Here is an 18,504-nt window from a genome sequence, read left to right as displayed (position 1 = left end):
GTCCTTCACGTCCGCTTCACGAGCTGAAAGCATCCGGGTCGCCGGCCGAACGTCGCCCCGGCGCGCGCCCCATTCATCGCATCGTGGAGAAGACATCGTGGACAAGACCACCGCCGCCAAACCGGAACTCAGAAAAGTCTGGTGGGACAAGAACAAGGCCAAGACGCTGCTCAAGACCGGCGTCGGCCAGTCCCTCGCCAACTACGAGATGGCGCTCGACAAGGCCTTCAAGGGCAACTCGCCCGCCGAGGACGAGAAGCCCGTCCAGAAGGCGATCAGTGAGGCCGCCAAGACCATGGCCGCCGCCCGCGCCAAGGCGAACAAGACGCTGCACGCCGAGACCATCACCGCACTGATGAACATGGAGAAGCTGCTCGTCGCCGAGCAGAAGAAGTCCGCCGATCGCGCCAAGGCGGGCCCGCCGATGCTCAAGGCCGCCGCGGGGGGTCCGCCGCGCGTCATCTTCGGCATGAGCATCGCCAAGCTGGTGGCCGCGGACTCGAAGGCCAAGTGGATCACCGGCATCAAGGGCTGGGACGTCTCCCTGGAGATCGACACGAACACCTTCGAGATCCTGCAGAAGGAGGACGACGGCCCCTTCTTCCAGCAGCGGATGGTGGACGAGGCGAAGAACGTCACGGTCAAGACCGCGCAGTCGATCGTGCAGTACATCAGCAAGGTCGACGCCGGCAGCAACACGCAGCCCGCCGACAAGATCGATGCGGCGAGGAAGAACCTGGAGACCTTCGCCGTCGACCAGGTCAAGAAGGCCCAGGTCGAGCTGCAGAAGGTTCCGGAGGCGGTATTCGAGGACTTCAAGAAGAAGAACAAGCAGTACAACAGCTACCGGATCAAGGCGGGCCTCAAGATCACGCAGGGCACGGTGTCCGTCGCTCTCTCCGCGGCCTCGCTGGCCGGCAGCGGCGGCGCTAGCCTCGCGATCTCGATCGTCGGCATCATCCGTGGCACCGCCGACATCGCCAAGCAGTTCTACGACCTGGTCATCGAGGCCGACACCGTCGGCAAGCAGCTCGCCAAGGACGTGGAGACGCTGCAGAAGAACTACTACGACGCGCAGGGTCAGCTGCAGCGCTCGAACCAGGTGCAGGGCGAGATCACGGGCACCATCCTGAAGACCATCCTCGGCACGAACGTGCCCTACCTCGCGACGCTGCCGAAGGTCACCGAGAACTATGAGCTCTGGGACAACAAGGTCGCCGGCGTCGTCCTCAACGGCGCGAAGTTGAGCGGCCGGGTCACCAGGATCCTGGAGGAGATGGCCAAGCTGGAGAAGAAGCTGGCCAACGCCGACGGCGCCACTGCCAAGCGCGTCTACAACGACCTCCTCAAGACGCGCGACGAGCTGGACAAGGTGCTGACGAAGACCAGCACGGTCATGGGGCAGGCCGACCGCTTCGAGAAGAACGGCCCGAAGCTCAAGGAGCAGATCGACGCCCTGAACAACGACAACCACCCGATCACGAAGGCGTTCGACGTGATCGTGCCGTTCCTCGCCAACGCGGGACTGTCGGCCGCGGGCAATACGCTGGACTTCCAGTCGGCGAAGTCCGCCGGGGACTTCGTCAAGACGGCCTACACCACGATCAGCGACATCCAGAGCATCGGCCAGCCGGCCCTGGAAGCGGCGATCGGCAAGTAACGCGGCTGTCTCTCGTCCGACGGGCGGCGCGCGGGTCACCGCGCGCCGCCCGCCGTGCGTCAGGCACCGAGTTTGCGGAAGTCCCAGCTGACGATCTTGCTGGGCGTCACCTTGAGCCAGCCGTGCTTGCCGTCGTGGAACATGCCGTTGCCGTCGAGGTACTTGCGACTGAACTCGGCCTCGGCCCCGACGAGCAGCTCGTCGGGGGCGTCGGTCCGCGGCACCTCGCCGACGACCTCAACGGTTCCGGTGATCTCGACGCCGCGGAGGTCGAAGTACTCCTCGCCGGCGTCCACCACCGCCCCGATGCGGGGGTCACGCTGCAGGTCGGACCAGCGCTTGCTCCGCACGATCGAGTACAGCCACAGCGCGCCGGCGTCCCAGGCGAACCAGAGCGGGGTCGCATGCGGGCCGCTCGGCCCGACGGTCGCGACACGGCAGGTCCGCTGCTCGGCGAGGAAGGCGTCGCGCTCGTCGGTGGTCATGCTGATCTTGCGGCCGCGCTTCTGCGGGGTCAGCTCAGTCATGACGCGAACCTACCGACAGACGCGACGGAGCCCCGAGCGGCTGCTCGGGGCTCCGTCGACATCGAACCGTCAGTTCTTGAAGGCGTCCTTCACGTTCTCGCCGGCGTTCTTGAGGCTGGCCTTGGACTGATCGGTCTTGCCCTCGGCCTCGGTGTCCTTGTCGCCGGTGACCTTGCCGAGAGCTTCCTTGGCCTTGCCCTCGAGGTCCTCGACCGCGTTCTTGATCTTGTCCGTAGCGCTCATCGTCACTCCTTGGCGTGGTTGCCTGACGCAGAGGGCCTACCCGCCGCCCGACTGCGGTAACCCCGGCCGCCCGGCGACACGGCGGGGTCACAGCTGCGCCGGCCCGCCACCGTCGCCGGCTCAGGCGAGCCTGGTGAGGTGCACGGTCACGCCGAGGCTGTTGGTCCGGTGCGGTCCGGCCACGATGCCCTTGATGGGCGGGACGTCACCGTAGTCCCGGCCGGCGCCGATCATGACGTGCCGCTCGGCGACCTCGGAGCGGTTGGTCGGATCGAAGGCGGTCCACTCCCCCAGCCAGGCCTCGACCCAGGCGTGGCTCTCGCCCTGGGCGGTCTCGCCGACGACCGGCTCGGTCGCCGGGTGCAGGTAGCCCGAGACGTAGCGCGCCGGCAGTCCGACGTGCCGCAGCGCCCCCACCACGAGGTGGGCGTAGTCCTGGCAGACGCCACTGCGGGCGCCCCAGGCCTCGGCGGCGGTGGTGTGCACCTCGGTGGCGCCGGGGACGTAGGTGAGCGCGTCGTGGACGGCGTCGCAGATGAGGCGAGCGGCCTCGCCCGGCTCGTTGTCCGCGGCCAGGGATGTCGCCAGGTCGGCGAGCTCGTCGGCCGGGGTCGTCATCGTCGTCTGCGTGAGGTACTCGACCTGCTCGTCGAGGACCTCGGGCGCGCGCAGGTCGCTCCAGCTGACCGGGCGCGGCTGCGGCCGGCGGGCAGCGTCGATCTCGACGAGGCTGACGGCCCGGACCTCGAGGGCACGGTGCGCGCCGTTGGCCTCGAAGACCCGGACCTCGTTGCCCCAGTAGTCGGTGAAGCGGTAGTGCCACGTCGAGGGATCCACCTGCAGCGTGGACTCCAACCGGGCCTGCCACGGCGTCTGCGCCGGCGTCAGCCGGGCCTCGTTGAAGGACGCTGCGACGCTGCGGTCGTACTCGTAGTGCGAGGTGTGAACGATGCGGTACCTGGCACTCATGGGCGTCCTCGCGTCGATCCGGGCGCGCACGAGGCAGGGTGCACGCGGTGCCGGGTTGTCACCCGACGGGCCTCGCTGGTCATCAGCTCGCCATCCACGAGGTGACGACGCTGCGCGGGAAGTAACGCTGCGCCACGGCGTCGCTGGCCAGCGAGCAGGCGCTCTGCACCCGCTCCATCACCTGGTAGACGTCGTCCAGCAGCTCGGCCGGCGGCGCGAACTCCAGCTCGGAGCGGATCATGCCGAGCACCCGGTGTGCCTGACCGGCGCGGCTGCGCTGGTCGTCGCCGTGCCGGACGGCGAGCTTGTCCAACGACTTCTCCGCCACCACGAGCGCGCTCATCAGCGAGCGCGGGAAGAGCGGATCCAGCAGCAGGAACTCCGCCGAGCGGCGTTCGTCCACCGCACCGCGGGCGCTGCGCAGGAAGGCCTGATAGGCCCCGCAGCTCTGCAGCAGCGTCACCCAGGACGGCCCGGCGTCGCCGGCCAGCGCCCGGGCGGCGGCGAGCCGAGCGATCATGTCGGCGCGCTCGATGCTGCGTCCCAGCACCAGGAAGTGGAAGGCCTCGTCACGGGACAGCGTGCTGTCGGCCACGCCGTTGAAGGCCGCGGTCCGCTCCCGGACCCAGGTGAGGAACGGGAACGGATAGGTGCGGCGGGTCGGCCGGTTGGCCTCGTGCCAGGTGACGTTGATCGTCTCCCAGAGCTCGGAGGAGACCACCTCCCGCGACCGGCGGCCGTTCTCGCGGGCCGCGCCGAGGGCGCCGAGGACGGCTGCCGGCGTGGTGGTGTCGAAGACGAGCGTCTCCAGCACCTCCTCGCGCCGGACCGTCCCCTGCGGGTCGTGGCCCATGGCCGAGAGCAGCGACGCGCAGACGACGTCCTCGGGCGCCCACGGGTCGTCCAGCAGCAGGCTCAGGTGGACGTCCACGATCCGGGAGGTGTCCTCGGCCCGCTCGACGTAGCGGCCGATCCAGTACAGCGATTCCGCGATCCGGCTCAACATCAGGCGGGACCTTCCTGCTGCTGCTGCATCTGTTGCTGTCTGATCTCCATGTCGATGGCCGACTCGACGGCCGGCAGCGGGCCGTGCTCGGCGTGGGACTTGGTGACGGTCCGGACCGCGGGCTTGTGCCGTTCCCCGGCGAGCACCCAGGTGTCCTTCGAGCCGCCGCCCTGGCTTGAGTTCACGACCAGGGATCCCTCCGGCAGCGCGACCCGGGTGAGGCCGCCGGGCAGCACCCAGACGTCGTCGCCGTCGTTGACCGCGAACGGCCGCAGGTCGACGTGGCGGGGAGCGATGCTGTCGCCGATGAGCGTCGGGACGGTGGAGAGCTGGACCACCGGCTGCGCGATCCAGCCGCGCGGATCGACGATCAACCGCTTGCGCAGCGCCTCGAGTTCGTCCTTGCTCGCCTGCGGGCCGATGACCAGACCCTTGCCGCCGGCCCCGTCGACCGGCTTGACGACGAGCTCGTCTAGGCGGTCCAGGACCTCTTCCAGCGCGCCGTCGTCCTCCAGGCGCCAGGTGTCCACGTTCTTGAGGACCGGCTCCTCGGAGAGGTAGTAGCGGATGAGGTCGGGCAGGTAGGTGTAGATCAGCTTGTCGTCGGCGACGCCGTTGCCGACGGCGTTGGCGATCGTCACGTTGCCGGCGCGGGCGGCGGTGAGCAGGCCGGGGCAGCCGAGCATCGAGTCGGAGCGGAACTGCACGGGATCGAGGAAGTCGTCGTCGACGCGGCGGTAGATGACGTCCACCCGCCGCTCGCCGGAGGTGTCCCGCATCCGGACCACACCGCCGGAGCAGACGAGGTCGCGTCCCTCGACGAGCTCGACGCCCATGGCGCGGGCCAGCCAGGCGTGCTCGAAGTAGGCGCTGTTGTAGACGCCGGGGGTGAGGACGACGACGTTGGGGTCGGCGACCCCGGCCGGTGCCGCGGCGCGCAACGCGGCGAGTAGCCGCTGCGGGTAGTGCGAGACCGGACGCAGCCGCACCTTGGACAGCACGTCGGTCCACTGCTGCCGCATCGCCGCACGGTTGGCCAGCACGTAGCTGACGCCGGAGGGCACCCGGACGTTGTCCTCGAGGACGCGGAAGTCGCCCTGCTCGTCGCGGATGAGGTCGATGCCGCCGACATGGACGCGGACACCGTTGGGGGGCTCGATGCCGTAGGCGGCCCGGTGGAAGTGGCTGGAGGAGGTGATCACGCTGCGCGGGACGACGCCGTCGGCGACCACGCGGCGACTGCCGTAGACGTCGGCGAGGAAGGCCTCCAGGGCCCGCACCCGCTGCCGGACCCCGGCCTCGATCGTCGACCAGCTCTCGTCGTCGATCACCCGCGGGACGATGTCCAGCGGGAAGGGGCGCTCCTCGCCGCCGACATCGAAGGTGACGCCCTGGTTCAGGTAGGCCCGGGCGAGCGCGTCGACGCCGGCCCGGAGCTCGCCGGCACCGCTGCGCTGCAGCGACTCGTGCAGCATCCGGTACGGCGCGCGGGTGGTGCGGTCGGCGGCGATCATCTCGTCCCAGGCCGCGCCGAGGGCGTACTTCTCGAACAGGTCGTCGGCGGTGCTCGTCATCGTGCGGTGGCTCCTGGGGTTGAGAGGGCCGTCGTGGCTGCGGTCAGGCGCCAATCCGGCTGGCGACGAGCTCGATCCGATCGTCGGGCTGCACTGCCGCGACACGGAAGTGTGCCCGTCCGTGGGGGCCGTAGAACTCCCCCGGCGAGACGACGATGCCCACGGTGGTGGCGAGGTCGCGGGCGGCGTCCCACGCGTCACCGGTGGGGGCCTCGCACCAGAGGTAGAAGGCACCGTCCGGGAGCGTGGCCGGGTAGCCGGCCTTCGTGAGGAGGCCGGCCAGGCGGTGCAGCCGCGAGAGGTAACGGGCGCGCTGGTACTCGACGTGCTCGTCGTCGCCGAGGGCGAGGACAGCCGCCGCCTGCACCGGTCCGGGCGGCATGAGACCGGCGTGCTTGCGCACCTCACGCAGGTAGTGGACGAGTCCGGGGTCGCCGGCGTAGAAGCCGATCCGCGCGCCGGCGAAGTTGTCGCGCTTGGACAGCGAGTGGAGGGCGAGCACGCCGCCGGTGCCGTGGCGCAGGATCGTCGTCGCCGGCGTGGCCCAGGTGAACTCGGCGTAGCACTCGTCGCTGATCACGGGGATGCCACGGACCCGTCCCCAGCTCGCGGCGGTGCCGAGATCGGCGAGCTCGCCGGTGGGGTTGGCCGGTGAGTTGACCCAGAGGCACAGCGCCCGCGCGGCGTCGTCGTCGCTGATGTCGTCGAGCTGCAGGTAGGGCACGGCGCGGCAGCCGGCCAACGTCGCCCCCATCTCGTAGGTCGGGTAGCTGATCGCCGGGTAGAGCACGGTGTCGTGGTACGGGTCGCGCAGCCGCAGGTACTGCGGCAGCGAGGCGACGAACTCCTTCGTGCCGACGCAGGCGGCCACCTCGGCGTCGGGATCGACATGCGCGCCGAGCCGGCGGTCGATCCAGGATGCCGCTGCCTGCCGGAGCGCGGGGGTGCCGATGGACGGCGGGTAACCGCGCGCGGTGTCACCGGCACTCAGCGCCGCGACGACGGCCGCCGGCGCGGGATCGCAGGGCGTCCCGATGGAGAGATCCACCGCCCCACCCTCGTGAGCCGAGGCCAGCGCGATGATCTCGCCGAGCCGCTCGTAGGGGTAGGGCGGCGGGACGAATCCGGGTGCCTCGTCTTCGTCGTCTCCGCCTGCCATGTCCTTAACCTAGCCAGGCGGCTCCGCTGGCGTGCGTGGCGGCAGGGCAGCCGCACGAACGGCGTGTCCGCCGCGTCCGCCGGAGCAGGGTCGCGCCCGGCTCCGCCGGGGTTGGCCCTACGCGCGCGGCTCCGTCGGGGTTGGCCCCACGCGCGCGCGGTGACGAACGGCCGCGCACCGCGCTGGCATGGGGCCAACCGCGCTGGCATGGGGCCAACCGCGCTGGCATGGGGCCAACCGCGCTGGCATGGGGCCAACCGCTCTCAGCGTGGCAGGTGGTCGTCCAGCAGCTGGGCCAGATGACGTCCCTGCACCCGGCCGAGCTGCTCGAGCTGGGTACGGCAGCTGAACCCGTCGGCCAGGACGGTCGCGTCCGGCCCGGCGGCGCGCACCGCGGGCAGCAGCGCGGTCTCGGCCACGGCAACCGAGACGTCGTAGTGGCCGCGCTCCACGCCGAAGTTCCCGGCCAACCCGCAGCAGCCACCGACGGCTGTCACCTCGGCGCCGGCCCCGGCCAGCAGGGCGGCGTCGGCCTGCCAGCCCATGACGGCGTGCTGGTGGCAGTGGGGCTGCGCGACAGCGGTGGTCCCGTCGAGGCGCGGCGGGGTCCAGCCCGGCGTGGCGGCCAGCAGCTCGGCCAGCGTCCTGGTCTGCGCCGTGACCTTGGCCGTCCGCGGGTCGTCTGGCAGCAGCCCGGCCAGGTCGTGGCGTAGCACCGCGGTGCACGAGGGCTCCAGCCCGACGATGGGCCAGCCTTCGCGGATCGCCTCGTCGAGGGCATCCAGCGAGCGCAGCAACTGTCGCTTGGCACCGTCCAGCTGCCCGGTCGAGATCCAGGTGAGGCCACAGCAGACCGGCTTCTGCACCACGTGCGGCCGATACCCGGCCGCGGCGAGCACCCGGACCGCCGCCTCCCCCACCTCGGGGCTGAAATGCTCGGTGAAGGTGTCCACCCACAGCAGCACCGGCGTCCCCGTCCCGACATCGCGGAAGCGACGGCGGAAGCGACGGCCGGTGAAGACGGGCAGATCGCGGCGCTGGTCGACGCCGGCGAGGCGCTTGGCGATGCGCGCGACCAGCTTCGGCCGCAGCGTCGCGTTGGCCAACCACGGCACGAACGAGGCAAGGCGGGCCCAGCGCGGCAGCATGCCGAGGGCGTAATGCGAGGCCGGACGCAGCCTGCGCCTGTACTTCTGGTGCAGCACCTCGGACTTGTAGGTGGCCATGTCGACGCCGGCGGGGCAGTCCGACGAGCAGCCCTTGCAGGAGAGGCAGAGGTCCAGGGACTCTTCGAGCTCCTTGGCGGCGAAGCCCTTCACCAGCTCGCCGTTGGCGAGCTCCTGCAGCACCCGCGACCGCGCCCGGGTGGAGTCCTTCTCGTCGCGGGTGGCGAGGTAGGACGGGCACATCACGCCGCCGGCCGCGGTGGTGTCGGCGCGGCACTTGCCCACGCCGGTGCAGCGGTGGACCGCGGTCGACAGGTCGCCGCCGTCCTTGGCGTAGGCGAAGGCCAGCCCGTGCTTGAGCGGCCGGGCGGCAGGAACGCGCAGGTCGGCGTCGACCGGGGCCGGGTCGACGATCACGCCGGGGTTGAGCAGGTTCTGCGGGTCGAAGAGCCGCTTGACCTTGCCGAAGAGCGCGATCGCCTCGGGGGTGTACATGTGCCGCAGCAGGTCACCCCGGGCTCGGCCGTCACCGTGCTCCCCGGAGAGCGACCCACCGTGCGAGCCGACGAGGACGGCCGCCTCCCGGACGAACTCGGCGTAGGCCGACGGCCTCGACGTGAAGGGGAAGTCGATGCGGACGTGGACGCAGCCGTCGCCGAAATGGCCGTAGGTGAGGCCGTCGAGTCGGTGCTGCGCCATCAGCGCGTCGAACTCGCGCAGGTACGTGCCGAGCCGTTCCGGCGGGACGGCGGCGTCCTCCCAGCCGGGCCAGGCCGGCTCGCCGGCGGGGGTGCGCCCGCCGAGGCCGGCGCCGTCCTCGCGGATGCGCCACAGCGCGCGGGCGGTGGCACCGGTGACGACGGCATGGTCCAGGCAGTCGGCGTCGGCGACCAGCTTCTCCGCGTTGGCGACCGCCTCGGCCTCCGTCTCGCCTGCCGTCTCCACGAAGAGCCAGCCCGCACCGCGCGGGAGATCCGGCACGGCAGCCTCGCCGCGCCGGCTGCGGACGACGTCGACGAGCCGGCCGTCCATGCCTTCCAGGGCGACCATGCCGTGCGGGAGCAGGCCGGGGACGGCGTCGGCCGCGGCGGGCATGTCGGCGTAACCGAGGACGCAGAGGGCGACCGCCTTGGGCGACTCGACGAGCCGGACGGTCGCGCCGAGCAGGACGGCGAGCGTTCCCTCGGTGCCGGCGAGGAAGCGGCCCACGTCGTGGCCGTTCTCGGGCAGCAGGTGCTCCAACGAGTACCCCGACACCTGCCGGGTGAAGCGGCCGAACTCGGTGCGGATGACGCCGAGGTTGTCGCGGACGAGGGCGTCGAGGCCGCCGAGCAGCGGCCCGGTCAGCCCGTCCCGGCCGAAGCGTCGCGCCTCGAACCGGTCGCCGCCGGCGGTGAGGACCTCGAGGGCGACGACGTTGTCGGCGGTTCGGCCGTAGCTCAGCGCCCGCGGCCCGCAGGCGTTGTTGCCGATGGAGCCGCCGATGGTGGCGCGGGCGTGGGTGGAGGGGTCCGGACCGTAGCGCAGCCCGTGCGGCGCCGCAGCCAGGGTGATCGAGTCGAGGATGGCGCCCGGCTCGACCCGGGCCGTCCGCGCCTCGGCGTCGACGGCGAGCACGTGGTTGAGGTGCCGCGAGAAGTCCAGCACCAGGCCGGTGCCGATCGAGTTCCCGGCCGTGGAGGTCCCGCCACCGCGGGTGGTCACCGGGACGCCCAGCGAGGTCGCTGCGGCGACGGCGGCGATCACCTCGTCGGCGTGCCGGGGGTAGGCGACGACCTGCGGGACGACGCGGTAGTTGGAGGCGTCGGTGGCGTACTCGGCACGGCGGCGGTTGCCGTCGTCGACCTCCGTCAGCCCGGCCCGGCGCAGCGCCTCGGTCAGCGGACGGGGTTCGACGAGCGTCATGCGCCCATTGTCCAGACCGCCGGGGCCCAGCGGCTTCCCAGGTGGCCATGACGACACCTTGACGCCGTCCGGGGGTGGGCATGACGTCCCCGGCGCGAGGCTCGTGCCTGTCGGGTTCCACACCTCAGGAGGACATCGTGACCAGCACCCTCACCCCCGTCAGCACCGCGCTCACCGTGGGCGTCCGCTCGGTGACGCTGCCTCCGCCGAACCGTCCCGCGACGGCACCGGCCCGGCGCGCGCCGCACCGGGCGAGCGTGACGTCGCCACGCCGGCGCCGGATCGGTCTGGCCGTGACCTCGATGACGGCCGTGCTCGCCGCCGCGCTCTGGTCCCCCACCGGGACCGGCGTCGCCTCCGTGGCGGGCAGTCGGGCGACCGCCGCCCCCGCATCCGCCGTCACCGACAGCTGGTCCGGCGGGTCGCGGCGGGTCGTCTCGGGCAGTTACTGAGACGCCCACGCCGGCGGCGCGGTGCCGTCGAGGGCGAGGTCCAGCGCGGCGCGTGCCGCGACCGGACCCACGAGGTTGCCGGTGCCGCTGTAGCCGCCGACACCGACGACGCGCTCGGCCACCTCGGCGCAGACCGGCCGACCGTCACCGGTGAACCCCACCGAGGCCGCCCAGCGATGGCTCACCCGGACGGGGGCGAGGGCGGCGACAGCCGACTCGATGTGACGCTGCACCGGCTCCGACGGCTCGGCCTGCTCGCTCCACTCCTGCTCGACGAACCGGTCGCGACCACCACCGGCGAGCAGCCGCCCGGCCTCGTCCTGCTGGACGTAGTCGTAACCCCACCGGCCGTAGACGGCGCAGTCCAGCACCCGCGGCACCGGCTCGGTGGCGAGCATCTGCAGCCGCGCCGTCCGCACGCGGTCGGCGAGCTGCGGCAGCAGGTTCGGCAGCCGGCCGTCCACGGCGACGACCACGGCACCGCAGCTCACGGTGCCGTGCGCCGTGGTAATGCGGCCGGGAGCCACCGACGTCACCGGCGTCTGCTCGTGCAGCAGCGCCCCGGCCGCCGCGGCCCGCCGCGCCAGCAGCAGCGCCCGCGCCGCGGGGTTCATGACGGCGTCGTCGGGTAGGAAGACACCGGTGCCGAGCGGCCCGTCGTACCACTCGACGGCGATGCCGTGCTCGCGCAGCGCCGCCACGTGGACGCAACAGTCGGCCTCCTCGGCCGGGTCCGGCGCTCCGGGCCAGCCGGCGAGCCGGATCGACCCGGTACGCCGGACGACGCCGGGCAGCAGCTCCACCAGCCGGTCGAGTTCGACCAGCGTGGCCCGGTACAGCGCCAACGCCGGCGGCCCCCACCGCACCAGCGCTTCGTGGAGGAAGGGGGCGGGCCCGCCGAGCAGGAAACCCCCGTTGCGGCCGGCCGCACCCGCCGCCACCCGTCCGGCGTCGAGCCCCACCACCGACAGCCCGCGCTCGCGCGCCGTCTCGATCGCCGCCAGCCCGGAGGCACCGAGCCCCACCACGCAGACATCCGCCGAGACGTCACCGGAGAGCGGAGCGAGGCCGGGCCACCCGGTGACGACGTCGTGGACGTCCCAGCCGACGGTCATAACACCTTGGAGAGGAACGCCTTCGTCCGCTCGTGCTGCGGGTTGGTGATCACCTCGCGGGGATCGCCCTGCTCGACGACGACACCACCGTCCATGAAGATCAGCTGGTCACCGACCTCGCGGGCGAAACCCATCTCGTGGGTCACCACGACCATGGTCATGCCATCCTTGGCCAGCTGCTTCATGACGTCCAGGACCTCGCCGACGAGCTCGGGGTCCAGCGCGGACGTCGGCTCGTCGAAGAGCATCAGCTTGGGCTTCATGGCCAGCGCCCGGGCGATGGCGACGCGCTGCTGCTGGCCGCCGGAGAGCTGGCCGGGGTAGGACTTCGCCTTGTCGGCGAGGCCCACCCGGTCGAGCAGCGTCTCCGCCTCGGCCACCGCTTCCCTGCGGCTGACGCCCTTCACCTTGGTCGGCGCCTCGATGATGTTCTGCAGCGCGGTCATGTGCGGGAAGAGGTTGAACTGCTGGAAGACCATGCCGACGTCGCGCCGCTGCCGGGCGACCTCGGACTCGCGCAGCTCGTGCAGCTTGTTTCCCACCCGGCGGTAGCCGACCAGATGTCCGTTGACGAGCAGCTTGCCGCGGTCGATCTTCTCCAGGTGGTTGATGCAGCGGATGAAGGTCGACTTGCCCGAGCCGGACGGCCCGATCACGCACATGACCTGACCGGCCTCGACCCGCAGGTCGATACCCTGCAGCACCTTCACCGGTCCGAAGGACTTGTGGACGCCCTCGGCCACGACCAGCGGCTCGGGCGTTGCGCCCGCGTCGACGTCAGCCATTGACCCCACCCCCCACACTCGACTCGCTGCTGCGCTGCGCGCGCATGCCGGCGACCACACGCTGCCACGGCCGGTCGGCGACGGCGGGCCGGCGCACTCCGCGGCCGTAGCGGCGCTCCAGGAAGTACTGCCCCACCGACAGGATCGAGGTCATGATCAGGTACCAGATGCTGGCGACCACGAGGAGCGGGATCTGCAGGAAGGTGTTGTTGCTGTAGAGCTGCTGCGCCTCGCCGGTGAGCTCGAGCAGGCCGATCACGCCGACCAGCGAGGTGGTCTTGAGCATCGAGATCACCTCGTTGCCGGTCGGCGGGATGATGACGCGCATGGCCTGCGGCAGGATGATGCGGCGCATGGCCAGGCCCCGCCCCATGCCGAGCGCGGCGGCCGCCTCGGACTGCCCCTGCCCCACCGACAGCAGGCCGGCCCGCGCGATCTCGGACATGTACGCCGCCTCGTTGAGGCCGAGCCCGAGGACACCGGCCACGAACGGCGTGATGAGCTCGTTGGTGTCCCAGGTGTGGAACGTCGGCCCGAACGGGATGCCGACCGAGAGGTTGCTGAAGAGCAGGGTGATGGCGAACCAGAAGAAGAGCTGGACGAGGACCGGCGTACCCCGGAAGAACCAGGTGTAGAGCCAGGCCGCCGCTGCCAGCACGGGGTTGCCGGACATCCGCATGATGGCCAGCAGGATGCCGAGCACGATGCCGATCACCATCGAGAGCACGGTGAGCTGCAGGGTCAGCCAGATCCCGGAGAAGATCTGGTCGGCAGTGAAGTAACCCCGGACGTAGTCCCAGCGCCATGCCGGGTTGGCGATCAGCGAGTGGATCAGCATCGCCGCCAGGACAGCGACGACGGCGACACCGAGCCACCGCAGCGGGTGCCGCAGTGGCTTGACGACGAGCTCCTCCGCCGGCGGCTCGGCGGCCGCCGCGTCGGTCGTGCTCACCCGGTCAGCCCGCGTCGTTGATCTTGGACTCGGTGACCGCGCCCGCCTCGAGACCCCACGTCTTGATGATCTTGGTGTAGGTGCCGTCCTGCATCAGCTTGGTGACGGCCTTCTGAAAGACCGGCGCCAGCGGGCTGCCCTTGGCGAAGGCGATGCCGTAGGGGCCGACGTCGGTGGTCTCGCCCGCGACCTCGATCTGCCCGTCCTTGAGCTTGCCCTGGTAGCCGACGACCGGGGTGTCACCGGTGAAGGCGTCCGCGCGGCCCGCGACCACCGCGTTGTCGACGTCCGACTGCGTGGGCAGCAGCAGCGGCTTCGGAGCGGCCTTGCCGTCCTTGAGGCACTGGCCGAGCAGGGTGATCGCGCCTTCGGCGGTCTTCTGCGTCAGCGCCGTGGCCTGGATGGTGCCCTTCTCGGCGGCGACGGTGAGGCCGCAGAGGTCGCTCTGCTTGGCGATCTTCTTCGGGTTCCCCTTCTTCACGCCGATCGAGGTGCCGGCCTTGAAGTAGGTGACGAAGTCGTTGCCCTTCTCCCGCTCGGTGTTGTCGGTGAAGGCGGACATGGCGAAGTCGTAGCGCTTGGAGTTGATGCCGGCGAGGATGCCGTCGAACTGCGCCTTCTGGATGTCGATCTTGACGCCGAGGACCTTGCCGAGGGCGTTGGCGAGATCGATGTCGAAGCCCTGGTAACCACCGCCGGACTTCGCGAACTCGATCGGCGGGTAGGACGGGTCGGTCGCCATGACCAGCGTCGTCCGCTTACCGGCCGGCAGCTGCGCGTTGAGGCTCTCGTCCTTGCTGACGCTGACCGAGGCCTTCTTGCCCGAGTCGTCCACGGTCTTGCCGGAGCCGCAGCCGGTGAGGGCCAGGGCGGAGGCGGCCGCGAGGCCGAGCAGGGTGGTGAACGTGCGAGTGCGGGTCGGCACAGAATCTCCTCGAGCGAGCGGGATCAGCGGTGCCTGCACCCTAGCTTTCCCGAACGGGAATGTGCGGGGCGGCAACGAAACCGTGACGTCGGCGTGGACGTCCCCTCAGGAACGTCTCCGACACGGGACCACCGACGCCTTAAGGCAGGGCCTCCTGGGCCTTGCCGAGAACCACCACGCCCCCCTCGGAGACGTGGTACCGCTGCCGGTCCAGATCCGGTTCCAGACCGATGTGCGCGCCCTCCGGGACGATGACGTCCTTGTCGAGGATCGCCTTGCGGACGACGGCACCGCGACCGATCTTGACACCGTCCATGAGCACGGAGCCCTCGACGTAGGCACCCGCCGACAGCCGCACGTTCTTGGCCACGACGCTGCCGCGCACGGTGGCGCCGGCGACGATCGCGCCCGCGCCGATGATCGACTCCTGCGCGATCCCGCCCTCGACGAACTTGGCCGGCGCCAGCTGCGGATGGTGGGTGAACAGCGGCCACTGCTGGTTGTAGAGGTTGAAGATCGGGTGGACGGCGACGAGGTCCATGTGCGCGTCGTAGTAGGCGTCGATCGTCCCCACGTCGCGCCAGTAGCCGTGGTCGCGCTCGGTCGCGCCGGGGACGTCGTTGTCGGCGAAGTCGTACACGTACGCCTCGCCGCGCTTGACCATCATCGGCATGATGTTGCCGCCCATGTCGTGGACGGAACCCTCGTCGTCGGCGTCCTCTTTCAGGGCGTCGAGCAGTGCCTCGGTGGTGAAGACGTAGTTGCCCATCGAGGCGTAGGTCTGGTCCGGGTTGTCCGGCAGGCCGGGCGGGTCGGCCGGCTTCTCCAGGAAGTCCAGGACGCGGCCGTCGGAGTTGGCGTCGATGACGCCGAAGGCACTGGCCTCGGCCCGCGGGACGCGGATCCCCGCCACGGTGGCGCCCGCACCGGTGGCGATGTGCTGCTCGACCATCTGCCGCGGATCCATCCGGTACACGTGATCGGCGCCGAAGACGATGATGTAGTCGGGACGGTCGTCGTAGATGAGGTTCGCCGACTGCAGGATGGCGTCCGCGCTGCCGGTGTACCACCGCGGCCCGAGCCGCTGCTGCGCCGGCACCGTCGTGACGTAGTTGCCCAGCATGTTCGACAGTCGCCAGGTCTGCGTGACGTGCCGGTCCAGCGAGTGCGACTTGTACTGGGTCAGCACGCAGAGCCGCAGGTACCCGGCGTTGACCAGGTTCGAGAGGACGAAGTCGATGAGTCGGTAGTTGCCCCCGAACGGGACGGCCGGCTTGGCCCTGTCGGCGGTGAGAGGCCACAGTCGCTTGCCCTCACCGCCAGCCAGGACGATGCCGAGGACCCGGGGCTCGCGCGCCATGACGTCACCCTAACCGCACGGCGTCAGGCGCGTGTGCGGCAGCACACTCAGTAGCGGGTCAGCACCAGCTGCGTCTTGAGGACGTCGCCGTGCAGCAGCCAGCCGTGCGAGTCGGCGAGCGAGATCGCATCGGAGCGGACGTCCGCGGCGGTGGCCCGGTCGTCGACCTTCACCGAGAACTCCACGACCCGTTCGGTGCCGCTGCCGTCGCTCGTCTTCACCGGCAGCACCTCCAGCGAGGCGTCCTGCCCGTCGTAGCTGCCCGACCAGACGGTGGAGGTGACCGGCCCGTGGACCCGTGAGCTCTGCAGCTGGTCGGTGCCCCAGTTCTTCCCGCTCCAGTCCTCGAGCTTGCCGGGGCAGTTGCTCACGCCCAGGTTCACGGCGGTGCTGCCGCTCGGCAACGAGGTGCCGGAGTAGTTCTTGGCCGAGGCCGTCTTCTCGTTGCTGAAGCTCAGGGTCTGCTTGGAGTAGCCCCAGTCGACCTCGGCGTCGTAGTTGGTGTCCGAGGCGTCGAAGCCCGCCGCGTTGGCGGTGTCGAGGGCGTCGTCCACGGCGGCCTCGTCGTCACCGTTCACCGCGAAGCGCTTCTTGTAGGAGAGCTCGAGGTCCTTGCCGGACTTGTGGCGGATGCGGACGTCCCAGCCCTGACCGTTGAGGTCCAGGTTCGAGGTGTCGAGGTACTCGTAGCTGCGCTTGGCCCCGGTCGAGCCGAGCCCGAAGGCGCTGAGCACGGCCGAGGTGGGCGCGCCGGCTGACGTCAGCGCCGCACTCGTCAGGTCGATCTTCACCTCGTAGGTCGGGTCGGCGTTGGCGTCCGCGGCGGCGGATGTCGCCGACCCCGCGAAGGCGGCAGCGGTCCCGGCGGCAACGAGGGTGAAGGCGGCAAAGGCGGCAACTCGGCGCATGACGGTGACTGTGGCGGTGGCACGTGGCGCGGTGGTGAACGGCAGCTGTCGCGAGGCGGTCGGCCTAGAGTGCGGGGCATGCGAGTCGCCGTGCTGTCCCGCGAGTACCCGCCCGAGGTCTACGGCGGCGCGGGAGTCCACGTGGAGTTCCTCGTCCGCGAGCTGCGGCGCCTGGTCGAGGTGGACGTCCACTGCTTCGGCGCACCCCGCGCCGACGCCACGGCGTACCGGACACCGCCGGGGCTGGCGGGCGCCAACGCCGCGCTGCAGACCCTCGGCACCGACCTGGAGATCGCCGCCGGCGTCGGCGAGGCCGACGTCCTGCACTCCCACACCTGGTACGCCAACCTCGCCGGCGTCCTCGGCTCGCAGCTGCACGGTGTGCCCCACGTGCTGAGCGCGCACTCGCTGGAGCCGCAGCGGCCCTGGAAGGCCGAGCAGCTTGGCGGCGGCTACCGGATCTCGTCGTGGGCCGAACGGCAGGCCTACGAGACCGCCGACGCGATCGTCGCGGTCTCCTACGGGATGCGCGCCGACGTACTGGACGCCTACCCGTTCGTGGATCCGGCGAGGGTGCACGTGATCCACAACGGGATCGACACGTCGCTCTACGCCCCGGCCGGCAGTGACGACGCGCTCGACGCCCACGGCATCGACCGGAGCCGGCCCTACGTCGTCTTCGTCGGGCGGATCACCCGGCAGAAGGGGCTGGCGCACCTGGTGCGCGCGGCGGCGCACTTCGATCCGGAGATCCAGCTGGTGCTCTGCGCCGGCGCTCCGGACACCGCCGAGATCGCGGCCGAGACCGAGGCCGCGGTGACGTCGCTGGCCGGGTCGCGCAGCGGGGTGATCTGGGTCCGGGAGATGCTGCCCCGCGACCAGGTCACCCAGCTGCTCACCCACGCCACCGTCTTCGTCTGCCCGTCGGTGTACGAGCCGCTGGGCATCGTCAACCTCGAGGCGATGGCCTGCCAGACCGCCGTGGTCGCCAGCGCCGTCGGCGGCATTCCGGAGGTGGTGGCCGACGGCAGCACCGGCATCCTCGTCCCGTACCACGCCGTCAGCGAGGCCGAGTTCGAGGCGGGACTGGCGCAGGCCGTCAACCAGCTCTGCAACGACCCCGACCGCGCCGCCGCGATGGGGCTGGCCGGACGCGAGCGTGCGGTGCGCGAGTTCGGCTGGGACGCCATCGCGCACCGCACGGTCGAGCTCTACGAGTCGCTGCTCGCCTGAGGCGGGTCAGCCGTCGCGGGCCTCGTCGGCGTCGCGCTCGGGCTCACCGGCGTCACCCGAGCCGCCGGCGGCGCCCTGCTCGGTCTCGGTCGTCTGCTCGTCGCGCTCGGCATCCCCGGTGAGCGCGGCGGCGGAGTTGTGCCGGCCGCGCGAGGACTGCTTGCCCGCCTCGGCCGAGACGGTCCAGTACTCGACGACCCGGCCGTCCTGCAGCCGCAGCACGTCATTGCCGAAGAAGGTCGCCGGACCGTCGGCGTTCTCACCTTCGCCTGCCCAGCGGCCGGCGACGTGATCGCCCTCGGCGACGGGGCCGACGGTGACGACGAAGGAGAGCTGGTCGAAGGCGCTGTGCGTCTCGTCGATGAGGTCGACGAGCGCCCGCCGCCCACTGACGTCGTGATCGGGCCAGTGCCCCACGAAGTCGTCGTGGACGAGGTCCGCCGCGAGGTCGTCGCGCTGTTCCGCCTCGCCGCTCCACAGCTCGTGGATCCAACGTCGGTACAGGTCGCGAGCAGCTTCGGTGTCAGCCATGGGGTGGTCCTACCCGGCAACAACCCGATCGTCC

At 71.1% G+C, this 18,504-nt stretch carries 17 protein-coding genes; 3 read left to right on the top strand and 14 right to left on the bottom strand.

The genetic code is table 11. From position 1 onward, the window contains the following. Positions 1-97: 97 nt before the first annotated feature. Entirely contained in the window at positions 98-1,660 is a 1,563-nt protein-coding gene (locus AC0NZQ_RS12470; RefSeq protein ID WP_474530164.1) for a hypothetical protein, read from the top strand. A 59-nt stretch (positions 1,661-1,719) separates the two neighbouring features. Here the strand turns inward: AC0NZQ_RS12470 and AC0NZQ_RS12465 are convergent, their stop codons facing one another. The 7 genes from AC0NZQ_RS12465 to AC0NZQ_RS12435 all read right to left on the bottom strand — a co-directional run bounded on the left by AC0NZQ_RS12465 (position 1,720) and on the right by AC0NZQ_RS12435 (position 10,209). Next, positions 1,720-2,187, bottom strand: coding sequence for a pyridoxamine 5'-phosphate oxidase family protein (locus AC0NZQ_RS12465; protein ID WP_474530163.1), 468 nt, complete (start codon positions 2,185-2,187; stop codon positions 1,720-1,722). A 69-nt stretch (positions 2,188-2,256) separates the two neighbouring features. Beyond that, positions 2,257-2,430 carry a CsbD family protein gene (locus tag AC0NZQ_RS12460; protein WP_474530162.1) on the bottom strand — a complete coding sequence of 58 codons (174 nt, stop codon included), beginning with the start codon at positions 2,428-2,430 and terminating at the stop codon, positions 2,257-2,259. 120 nt (positions 2,431-2,550) lie between these two features. Next, on the bottom strand, positions 2,551-3,399 hold the full coding sequence (locus tag AC0NZQ_RS12455; RefSeq protein WP_474530161.1) for a transglutaminase family protein: 849 nt from the start codon (positions 3,397-3,399) through the stop codon (positions 2,551-2,553). Positions 3,400-3,481: 82 nt separating this feature from the next. Then, positions 3,482-4,405, bottom strand: a complete 924-nt coding sequence (locus AC0NZQ_RS12450; RefSeq protein WP_474530160.1) for an alpha-E domain-containing protein — start codon at positions 4,403-4,405, stop codon at positions 3,482-3,484. Further along, a complete protein-coding gene (locus AC0NZQ_RS12445; protein ID WP_474530159.1) occupies positions 4,405-5,979 on the bottom strand; it encodes a circularly permuted type 2 ATP-grasp protein in 1,575 nt (524 codons plus the stop codon). Before AC0NZQ_RS12445 ends, AC0NZQ_RS12450 begins: the two co-directional genes overlap by 1 nt. 43 nt (positions 5,980-6,022) lie before the next feature. Further along, on the bottom strand, positions 6,023-7,138 hold the full coding sequence (locus tag AC0NZQ_RS12440; RefSeq protein WP_474530158.1) for an aminotransferase class I/II-fold pyridoxal phosphate-dependent enzyme: 1,116 nt from the start codon (positions 7,136-7,138) through the stop codon (positions 6,023-6,025). Between the two features lie 263 nt (positions 7,139-7,401). Further along, positions 7,402-10,209, bottom strand: a complete 2,808-nt coding sequence (locus AC0NZQ_RS12435; RefSeq protein WP_474530157.1) for an FAD-binding and (Fe-S)-binding domain-containing protein — start codon at positions 10,207-10,209, stop codon at positions 7,402-7,404. Between the two features lie 137 nt (positions 10,210-10,346). Between AC0NZQ_RS12435 and AC0NZQ_RS12430 the strand changes: the two genes are divergently transcribed. Further along, entirely contained in the window at positions 10,347-10,661 is a 315-nt protein-coding gene (locus tag AC0NZQ_RS12430; RefSeq protein WP_474530156.1) for a hypothetical protein, read from the top strand. Here the strand turns inward: AC0NZQ_RS12430 and AC0NZQ_RS12425 are convergent. The 6 genes from AC0NZQ_RS12425 to AC0NZQ_RS12400 form a co-directional block, all read right to left on the bottom strand. Continuing rightward, a complete protein-coding gene (locus AC0NZQ_RS12425) occupies positions 10,655-11,776 on the bottom strand; it encodes an NAD(P)/FAD-dependent oxidoreductase (protein ID WP_474530155.1) in 1,122 nt (373 codons plus the stop codon). The genes AC0NZQ_RS12430 and AC0NZQ_RS12425 overlap by 7 nt on opposite strands. Further along, complete coding sequence (locus AC0NZQ_RS12420; RefSeq protein ID WP_474530154.1) at positions 11,773-12,561, bottom strand: amino acid ABC transporter ATP-binding protein; 789 nt, start codon at positions 12,559-12,561, stop codon at positions 11,773-11,775. The genes AC0NZQ_RS12425 and AC0NZQ_RS12420 overlap by 4 nt, the downstream gene beginning before the upstream one ends. Further along, positions 12,554-13,513 (bottom strand): amino acid ABC transporter permease, encoded by a 960-nt coding sequence (locus AC0NZQ_RS12415; protein WP_474530153.1) that lies wholly within the window; start codon positions 13,511-13,513, stop codon positions 12,554-12,556. Before AC0NZQ_RS12415 ends, AC0NZQ_RS12420 begins: the two co-directional genes overlap by 8 nt. A gap of 4 nt (positions 13,514-13,517) precedes the next feature. Next, the gene (locus AC0NZQ_RS12410; protein ID WP_474530152.1) at positions 13,518-14,438 is read right to left on the bottom strand and encodes an ABC transporter substrate-binding protein; all 921 of its coding nucleotides are present in this window, start codon (positions 14,436-14,438) and stop codon (positions 13,518-13,520) included. A 139-nt stretch (positions 14,439-14,577) separates the two neighbouring features. Beyond that, positions 14,578-15,798, bottom strand: a complete 1,221-nt coding sequence (glgC, locus tag AC0NZQ_RS12405; RefSeq protein WP_474530151.1) for a glucose-1-phosphate adenylyltransferase — start codon at positions 15,796-15,798, stop codon at positions 14,578-14,580. Positions 15,799-15,845: 47 nt separating this feature from the next. Then, positions 15,846-16,706: a hypothetical protein gene (locus AC0NZQ_RS12400; RefSeq protein WP_474530150.1), complete on the bottom strand. Its 861-nt coding sequence runs from the start codon at positions 16,704-16,706 to the stop codon at positions 15,846-15,848. Between the two features lie 78 nt (positions 16,707-16,784). Here AC0NZQ_RS12400 and glgA point away from each other — a divergent pair, with 78 nt between their 5' ends. Further along, complete coding sequence (gene glgA, locus AC0NZQ_RS12395; RefSeq protein ID WP_474530149.1) at positions 16,785-17,939, top strand: glycogen synthase; 1,155 nt, start codon at positions 16,785-16,787, stop codon at positions 17,937-17,939. Positions 17,940-17,945: 6 nt separating this feature from the next. On the opposite strand, the gene AC0NZQ_RS12390 is transcribed toward glgA, so the two are convergent. After that, positions 17,946-18,470 (bottom strand): ester cyclase, encoded by a 525-nt coding sequence (locus AC0NZQ_RS12390; protein ID WP_474530148.1) that lies wholly within the window; start codon positions 18,468-18,470, stop codon positions 17,946-17,948. Positions 18,471-18,504 lie beyond the last annotated feature (34 nt).

This window comes from Jatrophihabitans sp. sgz311053, from assembly GCF_056135305.1.
This window is presented reverse-complemented; position numbering and strand designations above follow the sequence as displayed.

What these genes read in the sequence shown, in the direction of transcription:
- AC0NZQ_RS12400 (WP_474530150.1), bottom strand. Translation starts at nt 16,706, where the DNA reads ATGCGCCGAGTTGCCGCCTTTGCCGCCTTCACCCTCGTTGCCGCCGGG.
- AC0NZQ_RS12390 (WP_474530148.1), bottom strand. Translation starts at nt 18,470, where the DNA reads ATGGCTGACACCGAAGCTGCTCGCGACCTGTACCGACGTTGGATCCAC.
- AC0NZQ_RS12435 (WP_474530157.1), bottom strand. Translation starts at nt 10,209, where the DNA reads ATGACGCTCGTCGAACCCCGTCCGCTGACCGAGGCGCTGCGCCGGGCC.
- glgA (WP_474530149.1), top strand. Translation starts at nt 16,785, where the DNA reads ATGCGAGTCGCCGTGCTGTCCCGCGAGTACCCGCCCGAGGTCTACGGC.
- AC0NZQ_RS12460 (WP_474530162.1), bottom strand. Translation starts at nt 2,430, where the DNA reads ATGAGCGCTACGGACAAGATCAAGAACGCGGTCGAGGACCTCGAGGGC.
- AC0NZQ_RS12420 (WP_474530154.1), bottom strand. Translation starts at nt 12,561, where the DNA reads ATGGCTGACGTCGACGCGGGCGCAACGCCCGAGCCGCTGGTCGTGGCC.
- AC0NZQ_RS12465 (WP_474530163.1), bottom strand. Translation starts at nt 2,187, where the DNA reads ATGACTGAGCTGACCCCGCAGAAGCGCGGCCGCAAGATCAGCATGACC.
- AC0NZQ_RS12445 (WP_474530159.1), bottom strand. Translation starts at nt 5,979, where the DNA reads ATGACGAGCACCGCCGACGACCTGTTCGAGAAGTACGCCCTCGGCGCG.
- AC0NZQ_RS12455 (WP_474530161.1), bottom strand. Translation starts at nt 3,399, where the DNA reads ATGAGTGCCAGGTACCGCATCGTTCACACCTCGCACTACGAGTACGAC.
- glgC (WP_474530151.1), bottom strand. Translation starts at nt 15,798, where the DNA reads ATGGCGCGCGAGCCCCGGGTCCTCGGCATCGTCCTGGCTGGCGGTGAG.
- AC0NZQ_RS12440 (WP_474530158.1), bottom strand. Translation starts at nt 7,138, where the DNA reads ATGGCAGGCGGAGACGACGAAGACGAGGCACCCGGATTCGTCCCGCCG.
- AC0NZQ_RS12425 (WP_474530155.1), bottom strand. Translation starts at nt 11,776, where the DNA reads ATGACCGTCGGCTGGGACGTCCACGACGTCGTCACCGGGTGGCCCGGC.
- AC0NZQ_RS12450 (WP_474530160.1), bottom strand. Translation starts at nt 4,405, where the DNA reads ATGTTGAGCCGGATCGCGGAATCGCTGTACTGGATCGGCCGCTACGTC.